A 14,684-nucleotide genomic window follows, 5' to 3' on the forward strand; every position below is an offset into this window, starting at 1 on the left:
GTCCGCCTCCCTACCGCTGGAACCGGCGCACTTCCCACGCCGCATACTCAGCGAAGGAATCGGCAATGTAGTTGAGCCGCTCGGCCGCCCGCGGGTCGCCGTTCGCCTGGAACTCTGCCTCGCGGCTGAGCATGCTAGTCAGATGCATGCCTGTGGCGGCGACAAAGCCTGCGGCCTGGACACGCGCCGCTGTGACAAGCCCGTTAGCGACCTCGGTATTCTGACGGCGCTGCAGCGACTTGCCCTCCGAACGGGAGAATCCTTCGGGAGCGTTGAAGGGCGTGATTTTGCCACTTGGGCGAGGAATAAGTTCAGACATCGGTATACCTTCCTGCTTAGATATTCGGTTCGCCCTCTTGAGCGAAAGCCGTACCTCCAGCATGGCGGGGCATAGAGGCGGCGTCACTGACACTAAACTGACACCCTATTGGGGCTGTCCACAAACAGCCGGCAAAGACGACTGCAGGAAATGACTGATGCCAGATGACCCGATACGAGAGGATCTGCACAAGGAGCTGCGGACGTTTCGGCGCGGCCTCGGTCCGCTCACACGGCAGCGAGTGTCGGGACTTTATCAACTGACAGACTTCGTTGGGCACGGCAGCGAGGAGCAGGCGTTCGATGTTCTACTGCACCTTGCAGCCGTCCACGACGATGGCGAAGACGGTACGATCCGCGCGTTCTTCGAGACGAGTGGACTCAATACCGCAGGAGACAACCTTGACCAGCGACTTAAGGATTGCGCCCGCAAGCACTTCGTGAATGAGCGGACAATTCTTCGTCGCAGTGACAGAGGTGCCACTCAGCTCAGCGAAATCATTCGCGACGGGTATTTATATGACCGTCCGCTCGGTAACATATATGCAGCTCAAGTCCAGAACCAGAGCGAGAGCCTATTTTCGGTTAGCTTCAGCATCGATGTGCCGGAAGGCATGGCATATCGCCGGCCGAAGGTTTTTATCGACGGCGCAGAGCAGGATCTTCCTTTCACTCTCCATGATTCACATTTATCCAACATGGTGCGAGCGATAGAGTCGTTTAGCGTACCTCTCGATCTTTCCAAGCCGGAAGACGATGAGCCTGTCGCTACTATTGAGATTCATTGGATTATGCCCGTTTGGGTGAGCTGGATGCTAGGTGCTCACTTCATGAATCCTGGCCTATTTGCGACCATAAGTGTCGAGCGCAAGAGCTCGGCGCGAATAGAGGTTCGCCGCGTGGATCTACCGACGACTGACACCGACTGAGGGTCCGAAGGCTGAGCAGGACAGATGATCCAGCAGCCCACGCCGGACAACCTGCCGATGCAACTCTCGGACCAGAACATTGTGTCCAGCGCTGTGTGGCACCTTTATGAAACACCTTGCCTGTGTTATAAGTAGGAGCAGAATCCGCCTACAGATTGACCCGCGCAGCGGCTCTGGACGCGGATGTATTCATTATTTCGGCGGCTGGGGGCCGCGTCTCATGCATCAATCACCTGTTCATCTACGCTCATCAACTTCTTCGTCCGTCGACCCGGGTAGGGTCATTGATGGATACATTTCAGCTGCCTCACGACAGCTGAAAGAGATAGGAGCACGAGGAAGATTGAACACCATAATGACGGCTGACGCGCCAAGGAGCGGGAAATAATCATGGCCAAGCTCACCCTCCCGAAACTCGAACGACACCTGTTCGCCGCAGCAGACGTCCTGCGTGGATCTATGGAGGCCTCGGCCTACAAGGAATACATCTTCGGCATGCTGTTCCTGAAGTACGCTTCCGACCAGTTTGAAGCTGAGCGTGAGAAGGTCATCGGTGACCAGCTAAGCAAGGGGCGCGACCAGGACGAGGCGGAGAAGCGCGCCGAAAATTCCGCTTTCTATCAGACCTTTTATGTGCCAGAGCGCTCGCGATGGCCGTACTTGCGCGACCATGCCCACAAGCAGGTTGGTGACGAGCTCAACAAGGCCCTCCAAGCTTTGGAGGAACGCAACTCTGCTCTGGACGGGGTGCTGCAGCATATCGACTTCAACCGCAAGGTTGGCCAGTCGTCGATGTCGGACAAGAAGCTGCGCGAGCTAATCAATCACTTTAATAAGGTGCGCCTCCGTCAAAGCGACTTCGAGTTCCCGGATCTCCTGGGAGCGGCGTACGAGTATCTCATCAGTGACTTCGCCGATTCAGCCGGCAAAAAGGGCGGCGAGTTCTATACGCCCCGTTCAGTTGTGCGGCTCATGGTCCAGATCGCCAATCCCCGCGAAGGCATGAGTGTCTATGACCCGTGTACCGGCTCAGGCGGCATGTTGATCCTCTCCAAGGACTACGTTGAAGAAAATGGTGGAGACGGCCGGAACCTTGCCCTAGCGGGTCAGGAAAAGGACGGCAGTGTATGGGCGATCTCAAAGATGAACATGCTGCTGCACGGCATCCCAGATGCCGATCTCCGAAACAACGACGATGGAACACTTGAGGACCCTGCTCACATCCAGTCCGGCGAGCTGATGCGATTTGATCGCGTAATCACCAACCCGCCGTTTTCGCTCAACTACAACAAGGAAGCCATCCCGTTTCCTGAACGTTTCCCCTACGGCTACACGCCTGAGACTGGCAAGAAGGCCGACCTCATGTTTGTCCAGCACATGCTGGCGGTCACGCGCATCGATGGCATGGTTGCGACAGTCATGCCTCATGGCGTGCTATTCCGAGGCGGCGACGAAGGAAAAATCCGAACCGGACTGCTAAATGATGACATCATTGAGGCTGTCATTGGACTTGGCCCTCAGCTGTTCTATGGCACCGGCATCCCCGCGTGCATCCTCATCCTTCGCCATAAGGGTTCCAAGCCGGTAGAGCGTCAGGGCAAAGTGTTGTTTATCAACGCTGATCGCGACTACCGCGAAGGCCGCGCTCAAAATTATTTAGAGCCCGAACATATCGAAAAGATCGTCTCGGCCTACCGCGAATTTGGTGACATACCAGCGTTTGCAATGGTTGCTAGCCGTGAAGAATTGGCGGCTAACGACGACAACCTCAATATCCGCCGCTATGTGGATACAACACCTTCAGCCGAGCCTCAGGATGTTCGTGCCCACTTGCATGGCGGTATCCCTCAGGCTGAGGTGGATGCAAAGTCGCGTCTTTTTGCAAGTCACGGACTCGATGTCGCTGACTTCCTTGTTGAGCAAAGTGCTGCAGGCTACCTTCAGTTCGCCCCGAATATCCACTCCAAGGATCAGCTAAAAGGGCTCTTAGAGACAGCCCCGGGCGTTGTCCGGGCAGAATCAGATGTCACCGCGGCGATTGAGAGTTGGTGGCATACAGAGCAGGTTAGGTTTACACAGCTGCAGACCACTGCAGACCTCATCGACCTCCGCAAGCACCTGGTGACAACCTTTGGCACAGCATTGTCACCGGCTGGCATGCTTGACCGCTTCCAGATTAGCGGCATCATCGCGAGCTGGTGGGGTGATAATCAACCCGACCTCAAGACTTTGGCAAATCTGGGATTCACAGGTCTGGTGGATGCGTGGGTCAGTACGGTTACGGATGCACTGCAAGAAGAGAAGTCCAAGGTCAATCCTCTGGATCACAAGGTGGCCAGGGCTCTACTACCTGAATACCTCAGCGGACTTGCATCGCTTGAGGCTAAATCCGCCGATCTTGACTCCACTATCAAGTCGAGTACAAAGTCAGCCGATGACGAGGCTGATGGAGTGGAAGATCTGCTGACACCTATCGAACTCAAGAAATTGAAGTCGGAACTCAGCGCAACCAAGAAGCAACTCAAGGCGGACAAAGCAGCATTCTCCGAAAAACTGAACGCTGCGAGCCAATCCCTCGGTGATACGGCGGCGCGCGGCTTGGTGTTAGAACTGTTCCAAGCCGATCTCGTCAGCGTTGCCGACCAGCGCGTAGCGCGGCACCGGAGAGCCGTGCTGGATACGTTCGAAACTTGGTGGGACAAATACCGAGTGACCCTCGCTGACCTTGAAACTGAACGTGAGACGGCAAACCATCGACTTGCCTCTTTTCTCAAGGAGCTCGGCTATGAATGAAAGTTGGGTGACAACGCCGATTGCGCAGGTTGCTCGTATCGCAATTGGCGGTACTCCTTCGCGCGTAGTGCCGACATTTTGGTCCGATGCTGAATCAGGTTACCCCTGGGTCTCGATCGCCGATATTAAGACCGAATCTGTAACGGAGACGAAGGAATATATATCTCGACTTGGCATCGAATCGAGTAACGTCAAGCCTGTACCCAAAGGCACGCCCATTATGAGCTTTAAGCTGTCGATTGGTCGAACCTCTATTGCTGGACGTGACCTCTATACGAACGAAGCAATCGCGGCGTTCTATCCGAAAGAAGATCGGCTTGACGGACGATTCCTTTTTCATGTGCTTCCAAGCGCAGCTCAATCTGTAATTACAGACGTAGCGGTAAAAGGTGCCACTCTCAACAAGAAATCACTTGCAGGCATATCTCTCAACCTCCCACCGATTCACGAGCAGCGCCGAATAGCAGAGATCCTGGACGCTGCTAGTGATCAGATTCGCGTGGCCGAAAAAATCATTACAAAGCTCATTCTCGCAAAGCAGGGGTTAGTGAGTGACGTACTTCCTTTGAACGGCGACGTCGAAATGCGTCCACTCAAGGAGCTTGCAGATATTTCCGGCGGAGTGACACTAGGGTCGGAGCCGAGCGGCCCGGGCACAATTCGACGTCCTTACTTGCGCGTAGCTAACGTTCAAGATGGGCACCTAGATCTCAAGGACATCAAATTTCTTCGTATCCGATCGGCTGATCTCGACCGATTTTCGCTAGTGCGTGGTGATGTCCTAATGAACGAAGGTGGTGATGCGGACAAGTTGGGCCGAGGTTCTGTATGGGAAGAACAGATTGAAGGATGCCTTCACCAGAATCACGTCTTTCGCGTGCGAACGAATCGACGCATTCTCGACCCTTGGTTTCTTGCGCATATATCGGCATCTGCGTATGGAAAGAAATATTTTCTCGGAGCGTCGAAACAAACTACTAACCTGGCAACGATAAATTCGACCCAAATCGGTGCCTTTCCTATACCGTTGCCTGACTTGAGCGAACAACGTCGGATTGTAGACGTGATCTCTGCACATGACATCCTGTTGGCCCGCGAACAGTCGACGCTGGCAAAGCTCAAGAGCCTAAAGGCGGGACTTGCATCAGATCTACTCAGCGGGCGTGTTCGAACTGTCACGGGAGTTTCCCGATGAGTGCCGGAGCTGAATATCTGGAATCAGAGAAACCGATGTTGGACCAGCTAACTAATCTCGGTTGGTCGCACATCGAGGGTTCCAAGTTCGATCCGGCTCTTACAGAACGAGAATCGTTCCGCGAATCCATCTTGGAGCGGAGCTTGCGCAGGGCTCTTTACGAAATAAATCTCAATGAAGAGGGGCTTCCATGGCTTGATGAATCTCGAATTTCTGAGGCTGTATCGGCGTTAAACCGGACGGAACCTGGCAAGCTCATCGAAATCAGTGAGCGGATGACCGAGCGCGTTCTCGAAGGTGTCTCCGTTAGTGGCTTGCCAAATTGGGACCAGGGACGTACTCAGCGAATAAATTTCATCGATTTCGATCACCCTGAACGTAATGATTTCGTGGCGATCAGCCAATTTCGTGTGGATGAGCCTGGCGGACAATCCAAGAAATTTGTGGTCCCGGACGTCGTGCTTTTCGTCAATGGCATTCCGCTCGTTGTGATTGAGTGCAAGAGTCCCTACATCACTGACCCGATGGCCGAGGGAATCAACCAGTTGCGTCGCTACGCCAACCGACGGGATCTTGGCGCGCCTGAAGGCAACGAGCGCCTGTTCTGGACCAATCAGTTTGTTGTCTCAACCTACGGTGATCGTGCCCGAGTGGGGACCTTCACGTCAGAGGCTGAGCACTTTCTGGAATGGAAGGACGCCGCCCCGGCGTCTCGCGAAGACTTGGCCGAATCATTGGGGAAACCGGTGGCCGACCTAACCGGACAAGAGCTTCTTGTTGCCGGTATGCTGACGCCTGCCAATCTCCTGGACATCATTCGCCACTTCACGTTGTTCAACGAGGAGAACGGGAAACGGTTCAAGATCGTTGCTCGCTACCAGCAGTACCGGGCCGTCCATAAAGCCATGGCGCGGTTGCGCTCCGGGCAAACCCGGCTTGAGGACGGTGAGCATGATCGTCGTGGTGGCTTAATCTGGCACACGCAGGGCTCCGGCAAGAGCCTGACGATGGTCTTCTTAGTGCGTGCTATGCGGTCCGATCCGGAACTTCGCGCCTTCAAGATCGTCGTCGTCACTGATCGCACCGACCTAGAAAAGCAACTATCCGCAACCGCTAAGTTGTCCGGCGAGACAGTTGAGCGGGCGCGCAAGGCCAGCAAGCTGCGCGGGATGCTAGCAGTTCATGGCCCCGCGTTGCTGTTTGCAATGATTCACAAATACCGCGACACTGACAGCTCAGTGGCGAAGGTCGAGGGCCTCGTCGGCGATGAAAGTGTCGAGACCTTCGGCGTGATCAATGAAGACGACACGATTTTGATAATGGTTGACGAGGCCCACCGCTCGCAGACATCGTCGCTTCATGCCAATCTCATGGAAGCCTTGCCGAACGCGGCGAAGATCGGCTTCACCGGAACGCCAATCATGCGTGAAGGTAAGAAACGAACTGAATCTATATTTGGGACGTACATCGACAAGTACACAATCCGCGAAGCTGAAGCTGACGGCGCAACTGTGCCAATCCTTTATGAGGGGCGGACGGCAAAGGGAGCCGTCAAGGGTGCTAGCGACCTTGACGCACTATTTGAAGACATGTTCGACCTCACCGACGAGGAACGCGAGAAACTTAAGCAGCGTTACGCCACAACTAGTGACGTGCTGGAGGCGCCAGACCTCATCGCTGCCAAAGCGCGAAGCATGCTGCTTCACTACGTCTCGACGGTGATGCCTGGTGGATTCAAGGCTCAGGTGGCGGCCAGTAGCCGGCGTGCAACGATTCGCTACCGCAATGCTTTTCTGGTCGCGCGCGACGCCCTTGTCGCCGAGATCGAAGCTCTGCCAGATTCACTGCTCGATGGCGTCGCTGCGGGCACTATCGAAGTCGAGGGTCTAGGCCGGGCACAGCAGCTGCTCGTACGCGCCCATCAACGACTGGAATTGCTGCGAGTCATAGACTTCGTGCCGATAATTTCCGGAAATCATAACGATGATCCCACATGGGCTACTTGGACTGACAAAGCGCAGCAAGACACTGCTATCGAAGATTTCAAAAAGCCTCTGGGAACCGCCACCGCCAAGACCAGTCCTGTGGCCTTCCTGATCGTGAAGTCAATGCTTCTCACGGGCTTTGACGCGCCAATTGATCAAGTTCTGTATCTCGACAGGCTCATCCAAGACGCCGAGCTGCTCCAGGCTATCGCCCGAGTCAACCGCACGGCTAAGGGTAAGAACGTCGGTCTCCTCGTGGACTACTACGGCGTAGGCGCCCACCTGCAGAAGGCATTGGCTGCGTATGCACCTGAAGACGCTGCGGATGCAGTCGGCGCTTTGGCGAGCATCAAGGACGAGCTACCGAAACTCCGAGACCGGCACGCCCGCGTTGTGGCCATGTTCGCCCAAGCCGGGATTGATCGCTTTGGCGATGAACAGGATGTCGAAGCCTGCGTCCAGGTTCTATCCGATGAGGCCCTACGTGCACGGTTCGGCGCTGCGCTTAAACAGTTCTTGAGTACCCTCGATACGGTCATGCCACGGCCGGAGGGGCTACCGTTCGTTCGAGACGCCAAGCAATTTGGGCTGATCCAGATGAAGGCAAAGCGTCGCTACCGCGATGATGGTATGGGCGATTTCGATCCATCGTTGTATGGCGAAAAAGTCCGCGAGCTCATCGACGAGTACATAACTGCTCTGGATATTGCGACGAAAATTCCTCCCGTTTCTATTACAGCTCCAGACTTCTTGGCCAAGGTCAAATCTCTGTCGTCCGCTAAGGCGAAGGCCTCGGAAATGGAGCATGCGCTTCGCTTCCATATTCGGAAGAATTTTGATTCCGATCCAGCGCGGTATTCGAAACTATCCGAGCGACTCGATGAAATCCTGAAGAACTTGACCGGACAGTGGGAACAGCTGTCCCTTGCGATAGAGGGATTGATCGACGAGACCAACCAGGATCATAGCGACGACAGGCCTCACGCGGATGAACTCGTTAGCCGGTTCTATGGACTCTTGGAGTCGGAGTTTTCGACCGGAGCTAATCTGCCGGACGAAGTGCGGGCGGACTTGCTACATCTCTCTGAAGAAGTCGTCTACGAAGTCGCTAATCACGCCCACCGGGTGCGCTTCTGGCAGAACCCACACGCCCAAGAAGACTTGCGCAAACGGCTCATTTCGGTTCTTGACGACCGTGATCTCTTCCCGTTTGAGGAAGAAGTATCAATTGCTGATCGGCTGATGGAGCTTGCACGAGCCAATCAGACACTCTTGTCGCAGAGGCAGTCATGACCGTAATGATGCTGACATTGGACGGGATGCAGGTTCCCGTTGAACAGACAGCACCGGGCCGGAGGGCAAAGCTAACTATTGAGCGTGACGGCAGCCTGTGCCTCCAGGCGGCCGCAGATGTAGCTGTTGAGGAGCTGCAAAAATTCTTGGTGGAAAAAAGAGACTGGATTTACCGGAAGCTTGCGGAAAAGGAATTGCTGACACACGATCCGGTGAATAAAGAACTGGTAGACGGTGAGGGCTTCCTATACCTAGGTCGAAGCTATCGACTACAGATCCAAGACGATGCCACAGGCAAAGTGTCACTACAGAGAGGGCGGCTCGTATTACCGAGCAGACTCAAGTCGGGCGGCGAAGTTCAACTGATCAACTGGTACATCGAGCGTGGGACGCGATGGCTGAAGCCGCGCGCCAAGGAATGGGCCGAACGGCTCAGAGTTGACCCGTCCGCCATCGAAGTTGCCGATCTGGGATACAAGTGGGGAGCTGCCACTCCCGGTGGCCGCGTGCGAGTCCACTGGGCAACAATGCAGCTCCGTCCTGCACTCGTTGAGTATGTCCTGGCTCATGAGCTGGCACACCTACGTGAGCCTCACCATGGTCCAGCTTTTTGGGAACTGCTAACAAGAGTGATGCCCGATCAGGAGGCGCGCAGGAAAGAGCTAGCCGTGATTGGCGCTACGGCATGGCTGAACAACGTGTGCGATCGGAAGGATGCCGATGTACTGACCCAGGGCTCTCTCAAAGAGGAGAAATGGTAGTCATGGACGAATCGCAACTTGCAACTCCGGTAATCGAGACACCGGAATCGATACCCCTTCAGCTCAGCCTACGATCATCCGACATTGATCGCTTCACAAAGCTGTTTTACGAGCCGGAAGCTCTCAGCGTTGGCAAGAAGGCAGGTATTCAACTTCACGTCCTACGGATTGATAGCGGAGAGTTCGCGCTTGCCGAGCTCTACGAGTCATTGGCGGATGCATCGATTACCTACGCCCTGTCCAGGACCAACGCCGCCAAATATTTTGCCGATCCGCGAGTCACCATCGTCAACAAGGTAAAAGAAAAGTTCCGCCTTCCAGAGCTCAAGAGCGGCGAAGGCGGCGAAGTGCTGCTGTACACCTTTCTTGAAAGTCATCTTGACGCCCCTAAGCTGCTATCCAAACTGGAGCTCAAGACTGCCAATGATGATTATGTGAAAGGTGCCGACGGGATACACCTGCGTCAATCAAGCACAGAACTGGAACTCATTTTTGGTGAGTCGAAGATGCATTCGGACGGTAAGGACAAGCCGGGATCTAGCCTTCAGACCGCGATTGCGGACGCCTTCAAGTCTATGGCGACGCTTCGAGACGGCCAGTTCAGCACAGATAAGTGGCTTGTCGAAAATAACTTACTCAAGGAAGCGTTTGATGAGCAGACGGTAGATGCCCTGGCAGCGGTATTACTTCCAGACGCTTCATCGACCCTGAAGGCCAGGAAGTCCTTTGGCGTATTTCTAGGATACGAGATCGATATCTGCGAGTGGCCGCTGATCGATCTTGATCACGAGGAGATAGAAAGCCGGATTCGGACAAAGGCGCGAGAACTAGTCAGCGAGCGCATTGAGTATATCCGGCAGCAGATCACCAACAACGGTCTGGGCGGTTACGAATTCCACTTCTACATGGTGCCGTTCTTGAAGCAAAAGACGAAAGAGGGTGTACGCGGGATTAAGGATGTTAGGTTCACTCTCGCGAAGGAGCTTTCCGGGAAAGAGCCAAAGCCCCCAAAAAAGACACCCTCGACTAAGCCCGCTGAACACAAGGATGATGCCTGATGGCGAAGACAATTGGAACCGGCCTTAGCGAACGCATCGTCGCATCCGACAGTTTCGTTGGTAGTTTCCGTCAGCTTGAACGGCTTTGCGCAGAGACCTTTCTCCTCGGCTCCGGAGGCAACTCTTCAGTTGACGTATCCGAAGAACTCGACGTCCCACGGCTGCTGCGATTCGCCGACATCCTCTCCCACTCCGAACTTCCTCTACACAGGGAGCTCTCGTATACGGTCGTCGCTCTCCTGCACGAGCTCCTTGCTACTGACACTTTGGGCCCCGGCATGGAAGCGACAGTGAGCGGCTTTACAGAAGCCATCATGATTGAGCTTGGCAACTTTCCGGCGATAAAGACTCTCAGGCGGCGGAGCGAGCTCGAGTTAGTACCTCCACAATCCAAGGAGGTGACTAGAGCACTCAAGCATGCACTCCAAGAGACAAGTCAGGGTGACGCGGTATTTACAGACGCGCAAGCGACCATAGTTCGCAGCCTGGAAGGAGCCAGCTTCTTCAGCTTTTCCGGGCCAACGTCGCTTGGCAAATCCTTCATCATCAAGGACACACTGTATGGCCTCGTTCAAAAGCCCGAACTCGCAAATCGTTCCATCGTGGTGCTCGTACCGACAAAAGCGCTCATCACGCAAACGGTGGCTGACCTTCGGGATGTTCTGGCCGACCTACCGGACGTGCATGTCTCTCCCCACCCTCAATTGTCCTATTTCCTTAGGAAGCAGTTTTCCCGCACGGTCTTCGTCTTCACGCCGGAACGGCTGCTCAGCTATCTTCCTGAGGCCCCGAGAGAGATCGACTATCTGTTCGTTGACGAAGCCCAGAAGGTAATCTCAGAACACGACACGAGAAGTCCGCTCTACTATCACGCAATTAATGAAACGCTTCGAAAGTTCGCGACGAAGCTTATCTTCGCTTCCCCAAACATCGATAATCCTGAAATCTTCCTACAGTTGTTTCAGAAGTCCTCGGAGGGTTCTATAGCGGTCCCCGAACGCACTGTGAGCCAGAGGCGTTATCTTGTGGACTTTGTTGATCGGAAAGTGAGCCACTTCGAGCAGCACTTTGGTACCGCGGACAACGAGTACCCCGTTCCTCCTCAGTGGTCTAACAAGTTCGACGTGGTACGCGAGCTGTCTCGCTCCAATCAGAGCATCGTGTATATCAACAGTGCCCGAGGTACTGTTACGGGCGCTTGTGAGTTTGCCGAGAGTCTTCCGGACAAAACCGACCCGCGACTCGATGCTCTCGCTACCTTCGCTGCGGAAAATGTACATGAGGACTACTACCTCATCCGATGCTTGAAGAAGGGCGTGGCATTCCATCACGGCAGGATGCCCCAGGATTTGCGAGACAAAATTGAAGAACTGTTTTCTCTCGCCAACTCACCACTGAAGTTTGTGTTCTGCACGTCGACGCTACTGGAAGGGGTCAACCTCCCCGCGAAGAATATTTTCGTGCTGAGTGATCGACACGGCTTGAAGATGCTAACGCGGCTCGATTTCGAGAACCTGATTGGACGCGCAGGTCGGCTGACTTACGACTTCTCGGGCAACGTTATTTGCATACGCGATAAGGCATCGGCGTGGCATGGAACGACTCGGGAGCTAATCCGGGGGTCGGGAACCCATAGGGCTGAGAGTTTCCTAGTAAACCCACGTAAAGGTCGGAAGAAGGAGTTCACCGACATCGAGCGAGTCTTGACCGGCAAACCCTTACCCAAAGGACGGTCAGAGGAAGCCCGCAAGGCGACGCAACAGTACGCTTCTATCCTCACGTTGCACGAGCTCGACGGACAGTCCTCTCCACTGAAGGACTACTTCATCGATCGGATCCCCAACGCGAAAGACATCCTGAAGAAGGTGTCACTTTCGGTGGCAGTACCTCCGGACGTTCTTCGGAGTACGCCCGACATCCCGTCTGTTTCACAGGATGGTGTGTGGAATCGTATGAAGGCGGACCCAGCTTCCGCTCGGCTAGTACCTTCCGACGCAGACCTAACCCAAACCTCCACCTATCTCAGTGTTCTGTTGCGCCTCTATTCCGAGTATGACTGGAACGGGCAAGAGTCAGTTGGCTCAGACTCCCTGGTTCCTAAGTGGAAAACTTCACAGGATCCAATCACAGCCAGGTTGCGATACTGGGCCAACCTCACGCGGAACTGGACTAGCGGAAAGCCCCTCAATCAAATCATCAAGGGCTCAATCCGCTACTACGAGAGGAACGGCGAGATAACCTTCCGCGATTTCGAATCCGAGACGACCTATACGACTGAGACCTTCGTCAAGTCCGACCCTCGACACATCAACCTGGTGATCGAGGAGACTCTTCTCGACATCGAAGTCGGACTTCGCTTCAAAATCATGCGCTACCTACAGAATCACTATGAGTTAGCTCGGCTGGCGGTCGGCGAGGAAGATGCGGGCATCAACCTAGCTAGTCTCGTGGAGTATGGAACTTCCAATACCGTCGCCATCGCTTTGCAGGATGCTGGGCTGTCCCGAGCCGCTGCCCTCAAAGTCGCGACCGAGTTCGGAGGATTTGTTGATGTATCAGACGAGGGCGACCTGATTGATCTGAAGATAGACGAGCTCATCAATGCTGCCGCGTCCGAACCGGAAGTGCTGGATGAGTTGATCGAGCTTTTTCCTCGTCACCCCATGTCCGAAGAAGTGGCCGAGTAAGCCACCATGGGAAGAGACTTGAGGTTATACCCTAAGAATGCACGCAAAGCCGAATTAGTATCTTTCATTAAGTCCTTCGATAAGATACAAACCAGCAGTCATCTGTGGGACTGGCCAAAAGGCACAAAGCATTATTTCTGGTTTGACGATACCGACTACAGGTCCACTGCTGGCGTAGAGATAACAATCTACCCAGTTCGCGACAACGAAAGAAGCTTAAGCAGTAGCGATTGGGCAATACACGTACGGAACACGTACTCGGCCACTTGGCATGACGTGGAAATGTTGAACACGATTCTTCGCACTGGACGTAAGAAGTTTGGCGGCGACATATTCGGAGATTATGGCAAAAATAGATATGCGCCGCTTTGGGAGGATACTTCAACTCCAATAAGCAGAGGTTTTGCTTGGGTATATAGGATGACTCATGACAACATCGGTTCAGTTTCATATGCGCTACCTAAGGAGCTGGATCTTGGAAAAGGCGATACAGAACTGGGCAACGTACTTAGTTCCCTTGATCCGACTCGAGTTATCTACAATGCACTTGTGCCCTTCCTTATATCCATGCTCGAGTTCTATCTCAAAAATACATTTATCATTGCACTTAAGTACGATTCAACCGCACAGGACAAGGTGAGGAATTTTCGGCGAGAAGCAATCACTGTAGGCACATCAAGTGAGAACATCACCGAAGAATCAATTGCGGACAGCATTTCATTTCAGGATCTGCGCAATGTCAGAAAAGCCTTTAGGAAGTGGCTCGCGGTAGATATCAAACAACCACTGACCCTATCGCCAACCACACCCGAGGAGTCTTTATGGCGGCGTTTAGATGATCTCATTAAGTACCGTCACGATATTATTCACCGAATGGGCGTAGATAAAAACTTGAGCCGCAGCGACTTTCTAAGGCAGGCCCAACTCATAGAAGAGTCCCTCGACTTACTGCTAAAAACTTTTGCTGAAAAGTATCAGATCGATATTGAGCAGATCAAAGATTAGTGCGGATCGAAAAGAGCCGAGCCTTCACGGTTGAGAGCTGTTCGTCCGCTAGAGGTGCGGGCTCTTTTCCTGCCCACGTCGTCCAGGATGCCGATCCAGTCACTTCTTGTGGCTCAACAAGAAGATCCTTGCCGTGTCGTAGCTACAGCCGACTCGCTTGGCGATCTCACGAATAATCACGCCTTGTCTCCGGAGTCGGAGGATCTCTTTCTCCTTGGCCGGTGTCAGGCCGCGAGGTCTGGTGCCGACGCCATGCTCCGTGAGCAGTCGCAAGAAGGTCGACTTAGCAATACCCTGCTCTCGAGCCAGAGCCGCGCTCATCTCGCCAGCTTGGTAGCGAGCGACGAGCTGATTGAGTTCGTCAGGCGTGAAGCGATCGGTCAGGCGGTAACGCTGTGTGGGGCGAGGAGTCTTGGCAGGAGGACGGCGGAGCTTACCTGCATCGATCCGATCCAGGGCGTCGCGAATGACATCGAACCTGTCGATGGTCCATCTGGCCCGGTTCGAGTAACATCCTAGGACCTCGACCAGCAGAAAAGGCCTCGCGGCCGGTTGAAGACCAACCGCGGGGCCTTTTTTATGGCTGGTCCGGCACAGTCTCCCACCCACCACGCGCCGACCAGTGGAGATCAAGCGGCGGCCGGAGCCAGTCTGGTGAAC

The 14,684-nt window shown here is 54.3% G+C and carries 10 protein-coding genes; 8 read left to right on the forward strand and 2 right to left on the reverse strand.

Features of this window, described 5'->3' with window-relative positions; translation table 11 throughout:
• Window positions 1-10: 10 nt before the first annotated feature.
• Window positions 11-319: a hypothetical protein gene (locus tag ACX80T_RS05940; protein WP_459303954.1), complete on the reverse strand. Its 309-nt coding sequence runs from the start codon at window positions 317-319 to the stop codon at window positions 11-13.
• Between the two features lie 157 nt (window positions 320-476).
• On the opposite strand from ACX80T_RS05940, the gene ACX80T_RS05945 reads away from it, so the two are divergent.
• The 8 genes from ACX80T_RS05945 (at window position 477) to ACX80T_RS05980 (ending at window position 14,024) form a co-directional block, all read left to right on the forward strand.
• A complete protein-coding gene (locus tag ACX80T_RS05945; RefSeq protein WP_459303955.1) occupies window positions 477-1,247 on the forward strand; it encodes a hypothetical protein in 771 nt (256 codons plus the stop codon).
• Between the two features lie 390 nt (window positions 1,248-1,637).
• Window positions 1,638-4,040, forward strand: coding sequence for a type I restriction-modification system subunit M (locus tag ACX80T_RS05950; protein ID WP_459303956.1), 2,403 nt, complete (start codon window positions 1,638-1,640; stop codon window positions 4,038-4,040).
• Complete coding sequence (locus ACX80T_RS05955) at window positions 4,033-5,235, forward strand: restriction endonuclease subunit S (RefSeq protein WP_459303957.1); 1,203 nt, start codon at window positions 4,033-4,035, stop codon at window positions 5,233-5,235. The genes ACX80T_RS05950 and ACX80T_RS05955 overlap by 8 nt, the downstream gene beginning before the upstream one ends.
• A complete protein-coding gene (locus ACX80T_RS05960) occupies window positions 5,232-8,513 on the forward strand; it encodes a type I restriction endonuclease subunit R (RefSeq protein WP_459303958.1) in 3,282 nt (1,093 codons plus the stop codon). The genes ACX80T_RS05955 and ACX80T_RS05960 overlap by 4 nt, the downstream gene beginning before the upstream one ends.
• On the forward strand, window positions 8,510-9,274 hold the full coding sequence (locus ACX80T_RS05965) for a M48 family metallopeptidase (protein WP_459303959.1): 765 nt from the start codon (window positions 8,510-8,512) through the stop codon (window positions 9,272-9,274). The genes ACX80T_RS05960 and ACX80T_RS05965 overlap by 4 nt, the downstream gene beginning before the upstream one ends.
• Window positions 9,275-9,276: 2 nt before the next feature.
• Complete coding sequence (locus ACX80T_RS05970) at window positions 9,277-10,332, forward strand: HamA C-terminal domain-containing protein (RefSeq protein ID WP_459303960.1); 1,056 nt, start codon at window positions 9,277-9,279, stop codon at window positions 10,330-10,332.
• Window positions 10,332-13,019, forward strand: coding sequence for a DEAD/DEAH box helicase (locus ACX80T_RS05975; RefSeq protein ID WP_459303961.1), 2,688 nt, complete (start codon window positions 10,332-10,334; stop codon window positions 13,017-13,019). The genes ACX80T_RS05970 and ACX80T_RS05975 overlap by 1 nt, the downstream gene beginning before the upstream one ends.
• A gap of 282 nt (window positions 13,020-13,301) precedes the next feature.
• On the forward strand, window positions 13,302-14,024 hold the full coding sequence (locus ACX80T_RS05980; RefSeq protein WP_459303962.1) for a HEPN domain-containing protein: 723 nt from the start codon (window positions 13,302-13,304) through the stop codon (window positions 14,022-14,024).
• Window positions 14,025-14,123: 99 nt separating this feature from the next.
• Here the strand turns inward: ACX80T_RS05980 and ACX80T_RS05985 are convergent, their stop codons facing one another.
• Window positions 14,124-14,657 (reverse strand): hypothetical protein, encoded by a 534-nt coding sequence (locus tag ACX80T_RS05985; RefSeq protein ID WP_459303963.1) that lies wholly within the window; start codon window positions 14,655-14,657, stop codon window positions 14,124-14,126.
• Between the last annotated feature and the right edge of the window lie 27 nt (window positions 14,658-14,684).

The organism is Arthrobacter sp. Sr33 (assembly GCF_054511195.1).